Origin of the sequence: Roseibium alexandrii DFL-11 (genome assembly GCF_000158095.2) — a bacterium.
GTDB lineage: Bacteria > Pseudomonadota > Alphaproteobacteria > Rhizobiales > Stappiaceae > Roseibium > Roseibium alexandrii.
The window spans coordinates 4,753,434-4,772,223 of sequence record NZ_CM011002.1 but is presented as its reverse complement, the minus strand read 5'-3'; the positions used below and the strand labels follow the sequence as shown (position 1 = coordinate 4,772,223).

Annotated in this window: 19 protein-coding genes; 5 read left to right on the top strand and 14 right to left on the bottom strand. The window is 56.8% G+C overall.

Features of this window, described 5'->3' with window-relative positions:
* Positions 1-3 precede the first annotated feature (3 nt).
* Complete coding sequence (locus SADFL11_RS22080; RefSeq protein WP_008195657.1) at positions 4-876, bottom strand: branched-chain amino acid ABC transporter permease; 873 nt, start codon at positions 874-876, stop codon at positions 4-6.
* Positions 877-948: 72 nt separating this feature from the next.
* Positions 949-2,088, bottom strand: a complete 1,140-nt coding sequence (locus SADFL11_RS22075; RefSeq protein WP_008190228.1) for an ABC transporter substrate-binding protein — start codon at positions 2,086-2,088, stop codon at positions 949-951.
* 429 nt (positions 2,089-2,517) lie between these two features.
* On the opposite strand from SADFL11_RS22075, the gene paaG reads away from it, so the two are divergent.
* The 4 genes from paaG (at position 2,518) to SADFL11_RS22055 (ending at position 5,838) form a co-directional block, all read left to right on the top strand.
* Positions 2,518-3,312: a 2-(1,2-epoxy-1,2-dihydrophenyl)acetyl-CoA isomerase PaaG gene (gene paaG / locus SADFL11_RS22070; protein WP_008192648.1), complete on the top strand. Its 795-nt coding sequence runs from the start codon at positions 2,518-2,520 to the stop codon at positions 3,310-3,312.
* 1 nt (position 3,313) lies between these two features.
* Entirely contained in the window at positions 3,314-3,760 is a 447-nt protein-coding gene (paaI, locus tag SADFL11_RS22065) for a hydroxyphenylacetyl-CoA thioesterase PaaI (RefSeq protein ID WP_008194868.1), read from the top strand.
* A gap of 36 nt (positions 3,761-3,796) precedes the next feature.
* Entirely contained in the window at positions 3,797-5,107 is a 1,311-nt protein-coding gene (gene paaK, locus SADFL11_RS22060) for a phenylacetate--CoA ligase PaaK (RefSeq protein WP_008190925.1), read from the top strand.
* A 131-nt stretch (positions 5,108-5,238) separates the two neighbouring features.
* Complete coding sequence (locus SADFL11_RS22055; RefSeq protein WP_008196957.1) at positions 5,239-5,838, top strand: TetR/AcrR family transcriptional regulator; 600 nt, start codon at positions 5,239-5,241, stop codon at positions 5,836-5,838.
* A 50-nt stretch (positions 5,839-5,888) separates the two neighbouring features.
* Here SADFL11_RS22055 and paaZ read toward each other — a convergent pair whose 3' ends face one another.
* The 8 genes from paaZ to pcaF form a co-directional block, all read right to left on the bottom strand.
* A complete protein-coding gene (gene paaZ / locus SADFL11_RS22050) occupies positions 5,889-7,943 on the bottom strand; it encodes a phenylacetic acid degradation bifunctional protein PaaZ (protein ID WP_008189627.1) in 2,055 nt (684 codons plus the stop codon).
* 28 nt (positions 7,944-7,971) lie between these two features.
* A complete protein-coding gene (locus SADFL11_RS22045) occupies positions 7,972-8,751 on the bottom strand; it encodes a Phenylacetic acid catabolic protein (protein ID WP_008189819.1) in 780 nt (259 codons plus the stop codon).
* Entirely contained in the window at positions 8,741-9,817 is a 1,077-nt protein-coding gene (gene paaE, locus SADFL11_RS22040; RefSeq protein ID WP_008191606.1) for a 1,2-phenylacetyl-CoA epoxidase subunit PaaE, read from the bottom strand. The genes SADFL11_RS22045 and paaE overlap by 11 nt, the downstream gene beginning before the upstream one ends.
* Positions 9,818-9,840: 23 nt before the next feature.
* A complete protein-coding gene (gene paaD, locus SADFL11_RS22035) occupies positions 9,841-10,362 on the bottom strand; it encodes a 1,2-phenylacetyl-CoA epoxidase subunit PaaD (protein ID WP_008197396.1) in 522 nt (173 codons plus the stop codon).
* An 11-nt stretch (positions 10,363-10,373) separates the two neighbouring features.
* Positions 10,374-11,192: a 1,2-phenylacetyl-CoA epoxidase subunit PaaC gene (paaC, locus tag SADFL11_RS22030; RefSeq protein WP_008191385.1), complete on the bottom strand. Its 819-nt coding sequence runs from the start codon at positions 11,190-11,192 to the stop codon at positions 10,374-10,376.
* Complete coding sequence (paaB, locus tag SADFL11_RS22025; protein ID WP_040450973.1) at positions 11,192-11,479, bottom strand: 1,2-phenylacetyl-CoA epoxidase subunit PaaB; 288 nt, start codon at positions 11,477-11,479, stop codon at positions 11,192-11,194. The genes paaC and paaB overlap by 1 nt, the downstream gene beginning before the upstream one ends.
* A 29-nt stretch (positions 11,480-11,508) precedes the next feature.
* Positions 11,509-12,507, bottom strand: a complete 999-nt coding sequence (gene paaA, locus SADFL11_RS22020; protein ID WP_008193948.1) for a 1,2-phenylacetyl-CoA epoxidase subunit PaaA — start codon at positions 12,505-12,507, stop codon at positions 11,509-11,511.
* A gap of 115 nt (positions 12,508-12,622) precedes the next feature.
* On the bottom strand, positions 12,623-13,828 hold the full coding sequence (gene pcaF, locus SADFL11_RS22015) for a 3-oxoadipyl-CoA thiolase (RefSeq protein ID WP_040450974.1): 1,206 nt from the start codon (positions 13,826-13,828) through the stop codon (positions 12,623-12,625).
* 328 nt (positions 13,829-14,156) lie between these two features.
* Between pcaF and SADFL11_RS22010 the strand changes: the two genes are divergently transcribed.
* Positions 14,157-14,837 carry a GntR family transcriptional regulator gene (locus tag SADFL11_RS22010; RefSeq protein ID WP_008191240.1) on the top strand — a complete coding sequence of 227 codons (681 nt, stop codon included), beginning with the start codon at positions 14,157-14,159 and terminating at the stop codon, positions 14,835-14,837.
* A gap of 85 nt (positions 14,838-14,922) precedes the next feature.
* Here SADFL11_RS22010 and SADFL11_RS22005 read toward each other — a convergent pair whose 3' ends face one another.
* Genes SADFL11_RS22005 through SADFL11_RS21990 form a run of 4 tightly spaced genes read right to left on the bottom strand, consistent with a single transcriptional unit; the run spans position 14,923 to position 18,781 of the window.
* Positions 14,923-15,792, bottom strand: coding sequence for a dioxygenase family protein (locus SADFL11_RS22005; protein ID WP_008188707.1), 870 nt, complete (start codon positions 15,790-15,792; stop codon positions 14,923-14,925).
* A gap of 10 nt (positions 15,793-15,802) precedes the next feature.
* Complete coding sequence (locus SADFL11_RS22000; RefSeq protein ID WP_008191306.1) at positions 15,803-17,110, bottom strand: TRAP transporter large permease; 1,308 nt, start codon at positions 17,108-17,110, stop codon at positions 15,803-15,805.
* Positions 17,107-17,667 (bottom strand): TRAP transporter small permease, encoded by a 561-nt coding sequence (locus SADFL11_RS21995; protein ID WP_008194914.1) that lies wholly within the window; start codon positions 17,665-17,667, stop codon positions 17,107-17,109. The genes SADFL11_RS22000 and SADFL11_RS21995 overlap by 4 nt, the downstream gene beginning before the upstream one ends.
* Positions 17,668-17,695: 28 nt before the next feature.
* Entirely contained in the window at positions 17,696-18,781 is a 1,086-nt protein-coding gene (locus SADFL11_RS21990) for a C4-dicarboxylate TRAP transporter substrate-binding protein (protein ID WP_040450975.1), read from the bottom strand.
* Positions 18,782-18,790 lie beyond the last annotated feature (9 nt).

Sequence of the window (18,790 nt, the reverse complement as noted above, 5' to 3'; positions counted from 1 at the left end):
CACCTAGACCCTTTCTGTCGTCTTTTGACCGAAAAGGCCCTGTGGCATGACAAAAAGCACCGCGAGGATCACGACAAAGGCAACCGCTTCCTTGTACTGGGAGGAGATGTATCCGGCCGTCAGGGCTTCAAACAGGCCGAGCAGCAACCCGCCGACCAAAGCCCCCTTAGGATTGCCCATGCCGCCGAGCATTGCAGCCGCAAACCCTTTAAGGGCGAGGCCAACACCGACGTCATAGCTCACCAGCGTAATTGGGGTGACCAGAACACCGGCCAGCGCACCGATGGCCGCCGACAAGGCGAAGGACAAAGTCATGACGAAACCGGTGTTGATGCCGACGAGCTGTGCGGCCAGCCGATTGTTCGCGGTTGCCAGAACGGCCTTGCCTAGAAGGGTGCGCGTGAAAAACAGCCACAGCGCTATGAAAATCGCAATTGCTCCGCCAATCACCCAAAGGCTCTGCGGCAGCAGCGTCGCGCCGAGAAGGTGGATCGGATCATCCCCGGAGAACGCTGGCAGACGGTGCAACTGCTTGTCGAACAGGACCTGTGTCGCACCGCGTATCAGGATCGAGGCCCCGATGGTAATGATGATCAGTGAGACGACCGGCGCGCCCCGCGCAGGTTCGATCGCGAACTTGTTCAACGCAACGCCGATGGCGGCCGTTGCCACGATTGCGAGTATAGCCGCCAAGGGCAAAGGCAACCCCGCATCGAAGGCGAACACGGTGATCATGCCACCGAGCATGACGAATTCGCCTTGGGCGAAGTTCACCACATCAGAGGCGTTGTAGATGATGGTAAAGCCAAGCGCGACAAGGGCGTAGACCGCGCCGACGGTCAAGCCGGAAAAGACGAACTGCATCAATGCGTCCATCGACGTCTCCTAAGCGGGATTTTGGGAGCAAGGTTGGAAGCCGGAATTGATGCCCGGCCTCCGAAAATGGCGTCAGTCGATCGAAGTCCACTTGCCGTCGCGAATTTCCAGCATGCGGAACGCACTGAGATCGAGCCCCAGGTGATCATTCGGGCTGAATGTGTAGGTGCCGGTCGTGCCGACCAAGCCGCTGGTTGCTTCAAGAGCATCGCGGATTGCACTCGGATCGGAGCTGCCAGCACGCGTCATCGCATCGGTCATCAGTCGGAAGGCATCATGCGCATAGCCGCCAAAGGTCGAAACGGCTTCGCCGTACTCTTCCTCGTATGCGGCCTTGTAGGCGATCACCACTTCCTTCTGCGGATCCCCCTCTTCCATGATGTCTGCAATGAGAAGCGCAGTGCCCGGAAGACGCACGCCTTCAGCAGCTTCCTTTCCAGCCAGCTCGATGAAACCATCGGAGGCAACTCCATGGCTTTGGTACAGCGGCAGATCAATGCCAAGCTGGGCATAGTTCCGGGTGACGATGGCAGGCCCCTGACCGAAGCCCGGGTTTAGGACGGCCTCAACACCCTCGGTGGACTTGATCTTGGTAAGCTGTGGGGTCATGTCCGCATCCTGGCGGGAATAGGTTTCCTGAACCAGGATCTCGACACCGTAATTGCCAGCAACTTCTACGCATTGCGCTTCCATCGACGCGCCAAATCCGCCGGTACCGGAAATCATGCCGATATTGGTGATGCCGTTGTTCTGCATGTCCGTGAAAATCTTCTCACAGGCCATGCGGTCGGTATGCGGGGTCTTGAAGACATACTCGCGAACCGGATCAATGATCTGGATTGCACCGGCGAGTGAGATGAACGGAATACCCTCATCTTCCGCAACAGACAGAATGGACATGGTCGTGCCGGTCGTGGATCCTCCGATGATAGCAACAACTTCATCGTCTTCCACCAGCCGCGTTGCGAAGGTGCGCGCTTTGTTCGGATCGCCGCCATCGTCGTAAATCACCAGCTCGATCTTCTCTCCGTTGATCCCACCTTTGGCATTGAGATCATCAACGAGCATGTAGAGCGTCTTGGCTTCCGGGTCGCCAAGGAATGCAGCAGGACCGGACGCGGACAGGCTTGCACCCAACTTGATATCGGCGGCGGCGCCTGTGACTGTTCCCAGAACCATCAAGGTGGCGAGAGCTGTATTGGTAACTTTCATAATTTCCTCCCAGAGTGTGAAAATTCCGAAGTGACGGGCAGCTGGGGTCAGCTGCTGTGAGAGCTCCGGTCAGTGATGCGACGAAGACGGCTGTGGTGAGTAAACGCTCCGCCGGCCACGCTTTGCTGATCATTGCAGAGCGAATTGGAAACGCCGGCTGACCTGTGTTTTGACGTGCAGGGCGGCGCAAAGCCCTGTCGGTTTGCCGGATCAAAAAACACTGAAACCAACATCTGGACGCCCTGCTCCCCAAACAACGAGAACGCAGCGCTCAACATTCTGTAATGCCGGCCAAGCAGAATTGGCATAAGGTTCCTCCCAAGTCCGTAACGAGCGTTACGCCTCAGTTCTTATAATTGACCGACCGGACGGTTTATGCAACGATTTGTTTTGTCGGCATCGTGAGAAAATGGTGTCAGGGAGAGAAATGTGTTGGAAATTCAGACTGTTATTTCGGAAATAAACAACGGTGTTTTGAAGCTAACGCTCAATCGCCCGGACAAACTCAACTCGTTTAACGAGGAAATGCACCTGTCATTTCGCGCAGAAATTGAGCGCGCGCATTCTGAAAAAGCAGTCCGCTCGGTTTTGTTAACGGGCTCTGGACGGGGCTTTTGTGCCGGGCAGGATCTGGGCGACCGGGACCCGAGAAAAGGCGGCGAGCGCTCCGATCTCGGACATACGATCGAGACCTTTTACAATCCGACTTTGCGCCTGATCCGCAGCCTGGAAAAACCAATCATCTGCGCGGTGAATGGCGTGGCGGCCGGTGCAGGGGCCAATATCGCCCTTGCCTGTGACATCGTTCTGGCAGCACGCTCGGCAAAGTTCATTCAGGCCTTTTCCAAGATTGGCCTGATACCGGACGCGGGCGGCAGCTGGTCTCTGCCCCGCATTCTTGGAGAACCGCGTGCCAAGGCTCTCGCCCTGCTTGGGGAACCGCTTACGGCGGAACAGGCCGAAAGCTGGGGTTTGATCTGGAAAGCGGTCGATGATGCTGCTCTCCCTGAAGAGGCGACCGCACTGGCGGAGAAGCTGGCTACCGGCCCTACCGTCGGACTGGGCCTCACCAAACGTCTCATCCAGGCCGCCGCCAGCCAGGATCTCGACACGCATCTCGACATGGAGCGGGATTGCCAGCAGACAGCAGGCTTCACCGACGATTATGCTGAAGGTGTAATTGCGTTTTTGGAAAAACGCCCTGCACAATTCCGCGGTGAATGACATGAAAAAAACATCTGAACTCAACCCGAAAGAGCTGGCAGAAACCTGCGCCAAGCTGATGTGGGAGGAAGACAACGCCTCCCAGAAGCTCGGCATGAAACTGCTCCACATCGCGCCCGGCGAAGCAGACATCTCAATGACCGTGACGCAGGACATGACCAACGGCCATGGCAACTGTCACGGCGGCTATATCTTCGCGCTCGCCGACAGCGCCTTCGCCTTTGCCTGTAACACCTACAATCAGGTCACCGTCGCCCAACACTGTTCAGTCACCTACATCGCCCCGGGCAGCCTGAACGATCTCCTGACCGCCTCGGCACGCGAGGTCTCCCGCACCGGACGTTCCGGCATCTACGACATCCGCGTTGCGCGCGGCGACGGAACCGTGATCGCCGAATTCCGCGGCCACTCCCGCACTATCAATCGCACTTTTTTGCCAACAGAATAACTGCCGGCCTGACCAGCACCTTGTGGAGGAAAACCCATGATCGATCTCACACCGGATCGCGCCACTCTGGACCCCATCGAAATTGCAAGCCGTGACGAGATTGCAGCTCTTCAGGAAAAGCGCCTTGCCTGGACGCTGTCCCACGCCTACGACAACTCTTCTTTCTTCAAGAAGCGCTTTGATGAACACGGTGCGCATCCGGGCGATTTCAAATCGCTGGCCGATATGGCGAAATTCCCCTTCACCGTAAAACAGGATCTACGTGACACCTATCCGTTCGGAATGTTCGCGACACCGCGTGAGGACCTCGTTCGGATCCACGGCTCCTCCGGCACCACAGGCAAGCCGACGGTGGTCGGATACACCGCCAATGACATTTCCAACTGGTCAGATCTGATTGCCCGCTCCATCCGCGCAGCGGGGGGACGCAAAGGCAACATCCTGCACAATGCCTATGGCTATGGCCTCTTCACCGGCGGGCTTGGTGCCCACTATGGCGCAGAAAAGCTTGGCTGCACGGTCGTCCCGATTTCCGGCGGCATGACAGAGCGCCAGGTGACCTTGATCGAAGACTTTAAACCCGATGTCATCATGGTGACACCGTCTTACATGCTGTCCATTTTGGACGAATACCGGCGCCGCGGCCTCGACGCCCGTCAAAGCTCGCTAAAGGTCGGCATTTTCGGCGCAGAGCCGTGGACAAATGCCATGCGACAGGAAATCGAACAGGCCTTCGACATGCATGCCGTGGATATTTATGGCCTCTCGGAAATCATGGGACCTGGCGTTGCGCAGGAATGCGTTGAGACCAAGGACGGCCTGCATGTCTGGGAAGATCATTTCTATCCGGAAATCATTGATCCCGTGACGGAAGAGGGCCTGCCCGACGGTGAGATGGGGGAACTGGTCTTCACAACGCTGACAAAGGAAGGCCTGCCGATGGTCCGCTACCGGACCCGCGACCTGACCCGCATTCTGCCTGGAACGGCCCGTTCCATGCGCAGAATTGAAAAAATCACCGGCCGCAGCGACGACATGATCATCCTGCGGGGCGTCAATGTCTTCCCGACACAGATCGAGGAGCAGATCCTGAAGTGCGAGGGTCTCGCGGCACATTTTCATATCGAGCTCGTCCGCTCTGGCCGCATGGATGCGATGATCGTTCATGGCGAGGCGATGCCGGATGCCAGCAGCAGCGAGGCGCGGGAAGCGTCGGCCAAAGAGCTGGCGCACCACATCAAATCAACGATCGGGATTTCTTCAAAAATCGAGATCCACGAACCGGAAAAACTGCAGCGTTCTGAAGGCAAAGCCAAACGCGTTGTCGACAACCGGCCCAAGGATTAAACATACAGTCGCTTTTCTATCCCCAATGAAGTGAAGCCGGCCAGGTATTGGTCGGCTTCGCTCTGCATTGACTTAAAAAAGGCATTGGGTTGCTATGGCGGCACCGTGTCAAAGAATGGAGCTCCAAACACATGGCGAGAACCCGCGCCAATGATTTTGAGGAAAAACAGCATGGCCTTCTGCTGACCGCAGCGAACGTCTTTGCAACACAAGGCATGGAAAAGGCCTCCATGGCGCAGATCGCTCAGGAAGCGGGCGTTTCTAAATCCCTGCTCTATCACTACTACCCGTCGAAAGACGCGCTGATATTCGAGATAATCCATTCTCATCTGGCAATCCTCGACAAGGCTCTTGAGGAAGCTGATGATCCGACGCTTCCACCGGAAGACCGGCTGCAGACTCTCGTGATGACCGTTCTTGATTCCTACCGGGGGGCTGATGATCAGCACAAAGTTCAGCTCAATGCCGGCCCCGCGCTGTCGGACGAGCAAAAGAATGAAATCGTCGCCATCGAGCGTCGCATCGTCCGGCACTTTTCCAATGCCTTGAAAGACATCCATCCGCATCTCGACACACCGGATCGGCCCCTCTTGATGCCCGTGACAATGTCGCTCTTCGGCATGATGAACTGGGTCTACATGTGGTTCAAGGAAGGTGGGCCGATCTCGCGAGAAGACTACGCAAAGGTCGCCACCACCTTGATCCTGGAAGGCGTCAAGGCCGTCCGCTGAATGGCTTGCCGGTCACGTTTCATCAGCCGACCGGCAATACCACATTGTGTTTATGCCGCCTGCGGCCAGGTCTTGGCGACCATGGTCAGGACGTCGTATTGCGCGACGACTTCGTCCTTCTGGTTGGTCACCTGGCAGTCCCAGCGCACCTCGCCGTGATCGGCGTTCTCGCGCGGATTGATTTCCTTGCATGTAAGCCGGACTTTCAGGCTATCGCCGAAATAAACCGGCGTCAGGAACCGGAGATTGTCGACGCCATAGTTGGCGAGAACCGGACCGGGTTCCGGATCCACAAACAGACCTGCAGCGAAGGACGCTATCAAATACCCATGGGCCACCCGGTCCTCAAAGAACGGGTTTGCCTTGGCCGCTTCGCTATCCATGTGCGCATAGAAGGTGTCACCGGTGAACTCGGCGAAATGTTCGACGTCTTCCAGCGTCACTTCGCGCGCCTTAGTGGCGATCTGATCGCCAATTTGGAGCTCGGCCAATGACTTGCGGAACGGATGGACGTCGCTGCGCACAGATGCTCCATCCACCCATTGTCCAGTCACCGCAGACAGCATTTCCGGTGTGCCCTGGACCGCGGAGCGTTGCATGAAATGCTTCACGCCGCGCATGCCACCCATTTCCTCGCCGCCGCCGGCCCGGCCCGGGCCGCCATGAACAAGCGGGGCCAATGGCGAGCCGTGCCCTGTGGAAGATTTTGCAGATCCGCGATTGCCGATCAATACACGGCCGTGGAACGGCGCAAGCCCGGTGACCACGTCATGAACCAGGGCCTCATCATTGGAGAACAACGAAGATGCAAGCGAGCCTCGGCCCTTGCGGGCCAGCTCAACGGCTTCCTGATTGTCTTCGTAGGACATCACCGTTGCAACCGGTCCGAAGGCTTCAACGGAGTGGACAACCTCAGCGGTAAGTGGTTTCGCGCAGTGGAGCAGCAGCGGCGCCATGAAGGCACCGTGATCTGCCTCTCCGGAAACCAGATCAACAGTGTCCAACGACCCGGACACAATCTCCGCTTCCGTCGCCAGTTCGGCGACCTTTGCCTTGACCCCGTCGCGGTCGTTCAAGGAAACGATTGCGCCCATGCGCACGGCCTCATCATCCGGCAAACCGATTTTCGTCTTGGAAAGCCGGGCAGCAATTGCTTCGACCGCCGCCTGCTCGTGTGTTTTCGGCACGATAATCCGGCGGATGGCCGTACATTTTTGACCGGCCTTTACGGTCATCTCGTTTGCGACTTCGCGCACAAAAAGGTCGAATTCGTCCGTGCCAGGACCGGCATCCGCACCCAGAATGGACGCGTTCAGACTGTCGGCTTCCATTGTAAAGCGAACAGAATGCTTGAGGATCGCGGGACTGGATTTCAACTTCTGACCGGTCGAGGCCGAACCGGTGAAGGTGACCACATCCTGTTCATCGACATGATCGAGAAGATCGCCAGCTGACCCGGTCACGATCTGCAGCGCGCCTTCCGGCAAGAGGCCGGTTTCCAGCATCCGCCGAACCACCAGCTCTGTCAGATAAGCGGTTTGCGAGGCTGGTTTGACGATGCACGGCATCCCAGCGATGAGAGACGGTGCGATCTTTTCCAGCATCCCCCAAACCGGGAAATTGTAGGCATTGATGTGCACGGCAACGCCGACGAAAGGTGAAAGAATGTGCTGGGCCACAAAGGATCCATCACGGGAGAGGACTTCCACCGGCCCCTCGGTCAGGACCCTGGTGTTCGGCAACTCGCGGCGCGCCTTGGAGGCAAAAGTCAGCATTGTGCCGATCCCGCCTTCAATGTCGATCCAGCCGTCCCGGCGCGTCGCACCGGTCGCAAAGTTCTCCAGATAGAACTCTTCCTTGAGTTCCATCAGCTTCAAGCCGACCGCTTTCAACATCAGAGCCCGTTCGTGGATCGTCATGGCTCGCAGCGCCGGCCCACCCTTGGCCCGCCCCCACGCAAGCGCAGCTTTGAAATCGAGTCCCTCGGTCCCGATCAACGCGTGAACGGTTCCGGTAGCGGCATTCAAGACCGGTTGACCTTCACCGTCCCCGCGGCGCCAGGCACCTTCCACATAGCTTTCCAAACGGCGCGCCGTCGTCCCCATGGCCATTCTGGATTTCCCTTTATGTATTTTATTTGGTGAGCTTCAGTTCATTGAGCCGCTTGTCCGCGTCGGCTTGCCATGCGGCTCGAAGCGTTTCGTTATCCGTCTGGCGCAAGCCCATCTGCTTGAGCCGGTCAAACCGCTCCGACTTGGCCGGGCCAAAGGTTTCAGAAACCTTGGGCAACCAATAGGCAACAGACGACAGCGCTTCTTCGCGCATACTCTCGCCGGCCGCCAGAACCTGGAGCCCCTCCAGGCCAAGTTCCATATGACGCTGTTCCCGCGGCAGAATTTTCCGGAACACTTCGCCGAGCGGTTGGTAAGAGGTTTGGCTAAGGTCCTTGAGCTGGTGGACGGTCGCCAGCCCCATCAGGAAGTTCATGACAACAGCATCTGTCCAGCCTTGCAGCGGGTAATGAAACACCGACAGACGCATATCTCCGCCCTGGCGTTTAGCATCCACCTGTGCACCTCGCGACTGACGGGCGGACCACGAGTGCGCCTTGTTATAGAGCGCCTTGTCAGTTCCAAAGTCGCTCATCAGGTCCAGCACCTGTTCGGCGTGGTCGACCTTTTCCAGCGTGATCCTGCTTGCAGCGATCCGTTCTTTCAGGCCAGGTGCCCAATTGATGGCGTCGGCAAACCCGGCAGACCCGGCAAGTTCACTGTCAACGAAGGACGACATCAGACGCAGGAGTTCGGCGCGGTAGCGCGGCGGGACATTATTTGGCGACGTCAGCTTACCGCCCCGGGCCAGATAGTCGGCCAAGGACATGGTGTCGTTGTCCAGTACGGCTTCATTCGTCATAACTGATCACCACCTTGTCCGAGACCGGGATGCATTGACAGGAGAGCACGTAACCGGCGCGGACTTCATAGTCCTCAAGGGCATGGTTCACCTCCATCTCCACCTCCCCTTCAATCACTTTTGCACGGCAAGTCGAGCAAACCCCGGCTTTGCAGGAAAAGGGGGCGTCCATTGAGTTCGCGATGGCAGCCTCAAGTACTGAGGTACTGTTCTTCTCCATCTGAAAATTCCGGGTACTGCCATCGAGTGTTACTGAAACTTCGCACGTCCCGGCCCCGGCTGCAGCAGCTTGCGACATGGTGCGCGCCTTTGCCCGGCCGGGCTGAGAGGAGGCAAACAATTCGAACCGGATCTGTTCGTCGGAAAGGCCGTGTTTTCGCAGGCTGTCCGCGATGGTCAGCATCATCGGCTCCGGACCGCAGATGAAAGCCGTATCGACCTCCTCGGCGTCGACCCAAAGGCGGAAGAGAAGGTCCATCTTTTCCGCATCGATCCGGCCAGTGAAGAGATCAATGTCCTGGGTTTCCGTCTCCAGAATATGGATCACCGAGAACCGGCCAAGATAGGTGTTCTTCAGGTCTTCCAGTTCCTCGCGGAACATGATTGAGCTGGTCTGGCGGTTGGCATAAATCAGCGTAAATGTGCTCTTCGGCTCGCGCGCCAGAACCGTCTTGATGATCGAGAGAATCGGTGTGATGCCTGACCCGCCGGCAAAGCCGAGATAGCTTTTGACTTTCTCTGGCTCCAGCTCGGTAAAAAACCGGCCCATTGGCGGCATGACATCGAGGCGGTCGCCAATTTTTAGTTCTTCATTGGCCCAAGTCGAAAACGCACCGCCCTCGACCCGTTTGATTCCGACCTTCAGGCAGCCGTCATCCTTGCCCGCGCAAATCGAATAGGATCTGCGCAACTCCTCGCCGTCGAAATCGCGGCGAAACGTCAGGTACTGCCCCTGAATGAAGTCAAAGGCATCTTTATCCGCGGCCTCTGGCTTCAGTGTGACCACAACGGCATCGCGGGTATCGCGGCGGATATCGGTAACTTGAAGCGCGTGAAATCGTGCCATAGGCGAAACCCTCCTCCTAGGTGTCAAATGCACTTGAAATAATCGAACGGTTCCAGACAGTCCTTGCAGCGCCATGCGGCCTTGCAAGGTGTCGACCCGAACTGGCTAACCCGCTCGGTATGAGCGGAGCCGCATCTTGGGCAGGGAACCACGAGATTTGTCTGGCCGGACAAGCGGGCCGCTTTTGCGCCCATGCCATCAGCGGCCGTGCCATCGATCGGCGGCGCGATGCCAAACTGTTTCAGTTTCTCGCGCGCTTCAGGCGTCACCCAGTCAGTTGTCCAGGGCGGTGAGAGGCGGCGTTCCAGACGCACATTCTCCATGCCCTTTTCGCGCAGCTTATCCTCGATCATCAGGTCGATGACAGCCGTTGCAGGACATCCCGAATAAGTCGGCGTAACAGCCACCACGAGGGTATCGCCATCATATTGAACGTCGCGGATGATGCCGAGCTCTGTCACAGAGACAACGGGGATCTCCGGATCCGGGACTTCGGCAAGCCAGTCCCAGACCTGCTCAGTCGGCGTGGTTTGGGGTGCGGACATAGCAGACTTTCCTACCAACTCGCGCCCGGGTAAGCGCGTTGCAGAAACTGCATCTCCGCAAGGATGAATCCGAGATGCTCCGTGTGCCGGCCTTGCTTGCCGCCCTTATGAACGAAACCAGCTGCCTCGGGCGCTTTCAGCGTCGCCTCATCCAGGATCTCACGGACGGAAGCTTCCCAGCCCGCTTTCAGATCCTCAGGTTTCGGCGCAATTCCGGCATCAGCAACGGCCGCATCCAGTGCATCACCTTCGAACATTTCCCCTGTGTAGGGCCATAAAAGTTCCACGGCGTCCTGCATTCTGCGCTGGCTCTCCGACGTCCCGTCGCCCAGCCGGACAACAAGATCAGACGCTCGCTCCAGGTGATAGCTCACTTCTTTCAGAGCTTTGGCGGCAATTTCGGCAACGCGCGGGCTCTTGGAGTTTTCTGCAAGCCAGGAAAGCAGCAGGTGATGATAGGCATCGAACAGGAACTCACGCATCACCGTGACGGCCATGTCGCCTTTTGGAAGTTCAACGAGCAGAACGTTGCGAAACTTGAAGGCATCGCGCAGGTAAGCGAGCTTATCCGCATCGCGCCCCTCACCTTCAACCTCGCCTGCAAGACCAAGCCACATCTGCGTGTGGCCAATCAGATCGAGCGCAGTGTTGGCAAGGGCAATGTCTTCTTCCAGAACCGGACCATGGCCGCACCATTCGGACGTCCGGTGACCGAGAACCAAAGCATTGTCGCCCATGCGGCAGAGCCATTCAAAGAAGGCCGGTTTCAGTGCAGCATCTGAAACGAACGAATCGTGAGCTGCACCGGAAGCTACAGTTTGATCGCTCATCACATTTTCCCCACTTCTTCTGGAATATCGAAGAAGGTTGGGTGGCGGTACGTCTTGCTTTCGGCCGGGTCGAACAACGGGCCCTTCTCGGACGGGCTGGACGCCGTGATCTCCTTCGATGGCACGACCCAGATGGAAACACCTTCCTTGCGGCGGGTGTAGACATCACGCGCGTGGTTGATCGCCATTTCCGCGTCCGGTGCATGCAGACTGCCAACATGACGGTGGTTCAGGCCATGCTGACCGCGGATAAACACTTCCCAGAGCGGCCACTCTTTCTTGCTCATGACTGTCTCTCCCTCAATTGTCTTGTCGGTTATTCTGCGGCCACGGAAGCAGCCTGACGGCGGTCCGCCGCCTTGTCGGCATAAGCGTTCAAGCCATCGCGGAACCACTCGCCGTCATCCCAAGCCTTGACCCGGGCCTCCAGGCGTTCGCGGTTGCACGGACCATTGCCCTTGATCACTTCAAAGAACTCGTTCCAATCCGGCTCGGCGAAGTCGTAGCCCTGCTTTTCCTCGTTCCAGGCGAGTGTTTCATCTGGAACGGTCAGCCCGAGATACTCGGCCTGCGGCACGGTCTCGTTGACGAACTTCTGGCGCAATTCGTCGTTTGTGTTGATCTTGATCTTCCAGGCCATCGATTGGGCGGAATGGACGGAATCCTTGTCGGACGGACCGAACATCATCAGCGATGGATACCAGAAGCGGTTCAGGGCATCCTGTGCCATTTCCTTCTGCTCCGGCGTGCCGAAGGCCATCTTCATCATGATGGAATAGCCCTGACGCTGGTGGAAACTCTCCTCTTTGCAGATCCGGATCATCGCACGGGAATAGGGCCCGAAGGATGTCCGCTGCAGCGGCACCTGGTTCATTATGGCCGCGCCATCGACCAGCCAGCCGACCGCGCCCATATCGGCCCAGTTCAGCGTTGGGTAGTTGAAGATCGACGAGTATTTCATCTTGCCGGAATGAAGGGCCTCAAACAGCTCGTCCCGGCTGACGCCCAGTGTCTCGGCCGCCGAATAAAGATAAAGCCCGTGTCCGGCTTCGTCCTGAACCTTTGCGAGAAGGATGGCCTTGCGCTCAAGGGTCGGTGCGCGGGAGATCCAGTTGCCTTCCGGCAGCTGACCAACAATTTCGGAATGCGCATGCTGACCGATCTGGCGGATCAAAGTCTTGCGGTAACCCTCGGGCATCCAGTCTTTCGGCTCGATTTTTTCGCCGTTGTCGATCCGCTCCTGAAAGGCCTGCTCGTCGACCGACATATCCTCTCGGGACTTCAATGCATCGGATTTCACAAGCTGTGCGTACATGCCACTTCCTCCAACTGTGCCGGACTTAAATCCAGCGCGTTCCGTTCAGGCTTTCCTCAAAGCGACCGGCTGCTTTCAAAGCTGCCGACGCCATCCCGAGCCCTTCAAAACCAATTTACACCCGCTCCAGAACGAGTGAGATCCCCTGACCAACACCAACACACATTGTGCAAAGTGCATACTGTCCGCTGGTCCGCTGAAGCTGATTGGCTGCATGCAGCACCAAACGCGATCCGCTCATACCCAGTGGATGACCGATGGCAATGGCTCCGCCATTGGTATTCACATGAGGCGCATCGTCGGGCAAACCAAGCTCCCGTAACACTGCAAGAGACTGGGAAGCAAAGGCCTCATTGAGTTCAATCACGTCCATCTGCTCAAGCGTCAGACCCGCAAGACCCAGCACTTTTTGCGTCGCCGGCACCGGGCCAATGCCCATGACACGCGGCGGAACACCCGCAGCTGCCATGGCAACAACTCGCGCCTTGGGCGTTAATCCATTCGCACCCGCCGCTTCTTCAGAGGCGATCAGCGCTGCAGCAGATCCATCGTTGACCCCGGACGCATTTCCAGCCGTTACCGTCAGATCTGGCCCGTTTACGCCACGCAGTTTTGCCAAGGCCTCAACACCCGTGCCCGGACGCGGATGTTCATCCGTATCAACGACAATCGGATCGCCTTTGCGTTGCGGGATCGAAACCGGAACGATTTCATCGTTAAAAACCCCAGCTTCCTGCGCTGCAGCCCATCGGCGCTGGCTTTCAGCTGCAAACTTGTCCTGATCCTCGCGGGAGATCTTATAGTCCTCCGCCACATTGTCTGCCGTCTCCGGCATCGAATGGGTTCCAAAGGCCTTTTCCAGTTTCTTGTTTTTGAAGCGCCAGCCAATGGTGGTGTCATACATCTCGGCATTGCGCGAAAACGCTGTCGTCGCTTTGCCAACAACAAACGGTGCCCGGCTCATGCTTTCAACACCGCCCGCCAGCATTAACTCGGCATCTCCTGCCCGGATTGCGCGTGCGGCCATGCCGATGGCATCCATCCCTGACCCACATAACCGGTTGACCGTTGTGCCTGGAACGGAGACCGGCAACCCGGACAACAGCACCGCCATACGGGCAACATTGCGGTTGTCTTCGCCAGCCTGATTGGCACAGCCGAGGATGACATCGGCAACAGCCTCCCAATCGACCTTGGAGTTACGTTCCTTCAGCGCCTGCAGAGGGATGGCTGCCAAATCATCTGCGCGTACCTGAGACAAGGCTCCGCCATACCGGCCGATAGGTGTGCGCACGGCGTCACAGATGAAGGCGTTTGGCATTTATCTCTCCCATTTCGCGATCAATCAGGCATTCGCCGACCGATCGGTCAACCTTATGTAACACCAAAACATCACACTTAGAACTAGTTTTTGAAAAAAATGTGATACTTTGAGTTTTATAATTGTCTTTCAGCTACTTAAATCGAACGCAGATCTTATCAGCGCGGCTAATTGATCGGCCTGAACGGGCTTCCAGTTACGACTGTGGCACCGAACCATCTTATGCGGCAGAACTCTTGGGAATTTGACTGATATTTTACGTATAAGCACGTAGGAGTACGCAAGAAATAACTGGCATTATTGCAAAAAAATCGATATTATTGCTCCCATGATTATTCAGTCTCATATTGACCCGGCTCAAGAACCGTCTGCGACCCAGCGCGCCTATCTCGCGGTACGCCAGATGATTCTGACCGGAGAAATTCCGCCCGGCGAAAAACTGAAGATTGAAAACCTGCGCAAGAAGCTCGATATGGGCGGCTCCCCAATCCGCGAGGCCCTGACCTTACTCGTATCCGACCTGTTGGTCGAAAGACTGGATCAACGCGGCTTTCGAAGTGCAGAGGTTGGCCGGGGAAACTTCGCTGAAATCCTGAAACTCCGGTGTCATCTGGAAGAGATGGCGCTGCGGGAGAGCATTGCCCATGCCAATCAGGTTTGGGAAGACAATCTGGTTATCAGCCACCACCGGATGATGCGCGAACCTCGCAACAACGTTGAGCGGTTCGAAGACCTACACAAGACCTTCCATATGAACCTGCTTGCAGCCTGCACCTCGAAGGTTCTCCTGAAGTTCTGCAACCAGCTCTATGATCTCAATATCCGGTACCGCTATCTGGCCGGAAAGGCATTGGACTACTCAACTCGTGATATCGGCAGCGAACACACGGCGATCATGAATGCAGCTGTCGACCGCAACACTGAAACCGCCTGCCATCTCTTACTGGACCACTACCAGCGCACCGGCGCGTTTTTGGAAAGGCTCTTCACCTCCGAAGCTGCCGAATAAAGCGGTAAAGCATCTTTCAAAGAGTGGATCAGGTGTAAAAAAGGCGGGCCAAACGACCCGCCTTTATATTGCCTAGCTATAGAACTTACTCCCGGACCAGAACCAGGTCGAAATCCGCCAGAAGGTAGGGCCCGTCGACCTTACCGGAGAGGTCAAAGCCGTCTGCTGGGAAGCTCCCTGCTGGCTTCTCGACATAGGTCATCACGAGATCGTCACGCACGCCGAACACAGTGTCCTCATCCAGATACGGATCATCATCCGGAAAAATCTCTGTGACAAGCGGTCGGAACCCCGGAGCTGTGACAATGTAATGAAGGTGTGACGGGCGCCACGGATGGCGTCCGCTGGCGCGAAGAATATCGCCAACCGGGCCATCACTTGGAACTGTGTAACTCACCGGCTTTACAGACGTGAATGCATATCGGCCATCCGCGCCCGTGGTTTGGATTCCGTGGAAGGAGTAAGTGTCCTGATCCGGGTCCTGACTGGAGTACAGGCCATTCGGTGCCGTCTGCCAGATATCGAGTTCGGCACCCTCAATGGGATTGCCGCCCATGTCCCGCACGACACCTTGGGCGAGCAGGACTTGTTCCTTGAAATCACCACGGAGATCCCCGCCAATCGGAAGCGGTGGAGACCCCGTAATATGGAACGGCCCAAGCACACTGGAAGACGTGCCCTCAGGATGAGAGTGCAGCATGTCAACCAGCGAGGAGAGGCCCAGAACATCGGACAAAAGCACAAACTCGTGCCGTTCCTTGTCTGAGATATCTCCGGCCCACTCAAGAAACTCGATGCCCTTGCGCCATTCGGCATGGGTGAGGTTCGTCTCCCGGGCAAAGTTATGCAGATGGGTGACAAGGCTCTGCAATATCTCCCTGAGGCGCGGATCCGTATCCGGCCCGAAATAGTTCATGAAAACGTCAGTTATGTTGTCTTTGGTGACGCTGCGCATGGAGCTCCCCCTAGTTTAAAATGGCCAGGCTCAAGGACGGCCAGCGGATCAGAGCGATCAAAACGATCAGCATGACCAGCGCGAAGGGAAACGCGCCGATGAACACATCCTTCAAGGAAATCCTAGGGTCGTTCAACGTTGCCTTGATAACAAAACACGAAATGCCGAGCGGCGGGGTCAACAGCCCGATTTCCGCGCCGACCACCGTCACAATGCCGAACCAGACAAGGGACATGCCCATCGGTTCGACCAGCGGCAGGAACAAGGGCACCACGATGAGAATGATCGACGCGGTATCGAGAATGGTGCCGAGGAAAATCATCATCAGCACGTAAATCACCATGACCCAGAAAAAGGTCATCTGGGTTTCAGTCAGAAGATCGCCGAGTTCATTCGGCAGGCCTGCGAGACCGAGCATCCGGCTGTAGATCGATGCGGCAGTGATCAGGAAAAGGATAGACGCCGTAATGTGCCCGGTTTCAAGAAGCGCTTGCCACAGCGACTGCAATGTCAGCTTCTTCCGGAACGCTGCGATCAACAATCCAAGAAGAGATCCTGCAGCACCTGCTTCAACCGGGGTCAGCCATCCGGTGTAAATCCCGCCAAGAACCGCAACGATCAACAAAAGCGTCGGAATGGTTTTGTCGGCGATTTCCAGAGGGCTCATCCACTCGGTTTCTTCTGAGGTCCGGCCTCCGACGTATTTTGGCGTAAACCGGCCCATCAGGTAGATTGCAACAACGTAAGCAGCCGCAAGGATCAACCCTGGGACCACACCGGCAAGGAACATGTCCCCCACGCTCTGTTCTGCGACGAAGGAATAGATGATCAACATTGCAGATGGCGGGATGATCATGCCAAGAACAGACGACCCGGCGACAACGCCAACCGCAAAACGCGGGTTGTAATTGAAGGCGAGCATTTGCGGGACGGAAACCTTCGAGAACACCGAAGCCGAAGCGATGGAAGATCCGGTCACCGCGGCAAAGACCGCATTGGCACCGACGGTCGCCATGCCGATCCCGCCCTTGACCCTGCGGAATCCGGAATTCATGACCTGATAGATATCGGCCCCAAGCCCTGCCTTGGAGACGATAAGGCCCATGAATGTGAAGAGCGGCACAGTGGCGAAAGTATATTCCATCACACTGTCGCCAATGGCGATTTTCAGAAGATTGATCGCGAGATCGAAGTTGTCCCGCATCAGGATGATGGAAACGAAAGACACCAGACCGAGCGCGATCGGAATGTATACGCCGAGATAGACAAGAACGACGATCGCGACGACGGACAGGGTACCGATTTCAAAAGGAGTCACGTCTTGTCCTTTGCCTCGTCCGGCAAACGTGTCTGGTCAAAACCCTGATCACGCTTGAGAACCCTCAAAACAAACAGCACGGCACAGAGGAACGCACTAAGATAGATGGCCAGCTTGATCGGCCACCAAGGGGCGGTGAAGATACCGGGGACACCGAAGAAGTCTTTTGTTTCATACATTTCGACGAACTCAGGCCAAATCGCATAAGCAACCAAAGCCATAAACACCGCCGATGCGAAGTCGATAACCCGGCGGATCGTGTCAGCCAGTTTTGGACGGGTTGTACCCAAGATCGTCAGAAGTCCATCAGAACGGGTGAGCCGGCTCGTCCGGACAACATCAGGCAATTGCAGGAAAACGATCAGAACCATCGAGAACTGAACAACTTCGACGGCACCCCGGAATGGCGCGTTGAAGAAGCCACGCGCCACCACATCGTAGTTGACCACCAGAACCAGACCGAGGACGATCAGGGTGCCAACTGCGTTAGCGCCGATCGCTACCCAGTTGGCTGCTGTTGCCAAGGCCTTGAGGCCGGTGTCCAGAAGACGCAGCATAGAGCTAATCCTGTACTTAGCCTGCGACTTACTGCGTCAGTTCCGCGGACCAGTCCCGGACCGGGCTGTGGCCAGCTTCCTTCAGTTTGGCCGTATAGGACTTCAGCATATCACTGCCCGGCTCGCCTTTTGTGTCGAGATCTGCAGCCCATTCGACCGCGATATTCGGCATGTTTGCGGCCCATTGTGCACGTTCAGCCGGGTCCATCTCGACTATCGTACCGCCGGATTCCACATAAGCAGTACGGCTTGCTTCAGCGCGGTCCATGGCAACACCGGCCACGTGATCCCGATAGGCAACGGCCACGTCCTGCAGCACCTCTTTCACCTCATCCGGAAGCTTGTCCCAGTAGTCCTTGTTCACGGTGATTGTTTTAGAATTCACCGCGCCGAGGTCCGCTTTGAGCATATACGGCGCCACTTCAGCGATCTTGAAGGTTTTGGCGGCTTCCGGCCACAACATCGCGTTGTCGACCAGACCAGTCTGCAGCATATTGTAGAAGTCTGTCAGACCACCGCGAACACCGGCAGCATTGTCGAGGCCTTCCAGGTACCGCAAGTTCATGCCTGCACCGGCAACCTTGGAGCCGCTCAAGTCAGATAGCGAGTTGATCGGCTCCTTGGAAAACACCTGGTAGGTGTCGAGCACCACACCCGTTGCCAGATAGACCTGGTTTTGAGCCTCAAACTCCTTCTGCATGGTCGGGTATTCCTTGGCGATCTCGTCGACCGCTTTGGCAACAGCCCGGGCATCCGGCGCAATGAACGGAGTCACGGCGGACAAAGCCTGGCTTGGCAGCTTGGATGAATGGAAGATCGTGGTGACAATCCCGATGTCGCCCAGACCGAGTTTAACGCCCTCCAGAACGCCTTTCGGTTTGACGATCGACCCACCATAGCTTTCCTGCCAGTCGATCTTGTAGTTGCCTTTTTCAGCAAGGCGTTTGTCAACTTCCGGAATGAAGAAGTTTGTGAACTCCTTGACCCACATCGCTCGGGCCGGATAGCCATCAATTACAACCGCCTTGATGGTTTCGGTCGCAAAAGACGGCATTGCAGTTGCGCTTAATGCGGCAAGAGCGATTACGCTCCGTCTGGTCAGTTTTCCGATCATCACATTTCC

Bases quoted from the DNA above. Each gene is read 5' to 3' on its own strand.
- SADFL11_RS22080 (WP_008195657.1), bottom strand. From the start codon at position 876: ATGGACGCATTGATGCAGTTCGTCTTTTCCGGCTTGACCGTCGGCGCG.
- SADFL11_RS22075 (WP_008190228.1), bottom strand. From the start codon at position 2,088: ATGAAAGTTACCAATACAGCTCTCGCCACCTTGATGGTTCTGGGAACA.
- paaI (WP_008194868.1), top strand. From the start codon at position 3,314: ATGAAAAAAACATCTGAACTCAACCCGAAAGAGCTGGCAGAAACCTGC.
- paaK (WP_008190925.1), top strand. From the start codon at position 3,797: ATGATCGATCTCACACCGGATCGCGCCACTCTGGACCCCATCGAAATT.
- SADFL11_RS22055 (WP_008196957.1), top strand. From the start codon at position 5,239: ATGGCGAGAACCCGCGCCAATGATTTTGAGGAAAAACAGCATGGCCTT.
- paaZ (WP_008189627.1), bottom strand. From the start codon at position 7,943: ATGGGGACGACGGCGCGCCGTTTGGAAAGCTATGTGGAAGGTGCCTGG.
- SADFL11_RS22045 (WP_008189819.1), bottom strand. From the start codon at position 8,751: ATGACGAATGAAGCCGTACTGGACAACGACACCATGTCCTTGGCCGAC.
- paaE (WP_008191606.1), bottom strand. From the start codon at position 9,817: ATGGCACGATTTCACGCGCTTCAAGTTACCGATATCCGCCGCGATACC.
- paaD (WP_008197396.1), bottom strand. From the start codon at position 10,362: ATGTCCGCACCCCAAACCACGCCGACTGAGCAGGTCTGGGACTGGCTT.
- paaC (WP_008191385.1), bottom strand. From the start codon at position 11,192: ATGAGCGATCAAACTGTAGCTTCCGGTGCAGCTCACGATTCGTTCGTT.
- paaB (WP_040450973.1), bottom strand. From the start codon at position 11,479: ATGAGCAAGAAAGAGTGGCCGCTCTGGGAAGTGTTTATCCGCGGTCAG.
- paaA (WP_008193948.1), bottom strand. From the start codon at position 12,507: ATGTACGCACAGCTTGTGAAATCCGATGCATTGAAGTCCCGAGAGGAT.
- pcaF (WP_040450974.1), bottom strand. From the start codon at position 13,828: ATGCCAAACGCCTTCATCTGTGACGCCGTGCGCACACCTATCGGCCGG.
- SADFL11_RS22010 (WP_008191240.1), top strand. From the start codon at position 14,157: ATGATTATTCAGTCTCATATTGACCCGGCTCAAGAACCGTCTGCGACC.
- SADFL11_RS22005 (WP_008188707.1), bottom strand. From the start codon at position 15,792: ATGCGCAGCGTCACCAAAGACAACATAACTGACGTTTTCATGAACTAT.
- SADFL11_RS21995 (WP_008194914.1), bottom strand. From the start codon at position 17,667: ATGCTGCGTCTTCTGGACACCGGCCTCAAGGCCTTGGCAACAGCAGCC.
- SADFL11_RS21990 (WP_040450975.1), bottom strand. From the start codon at position 18,781: ATGATCGGAAAACTGACCAGACGGAGCGTAATCGCTCTTGCCGCATTA.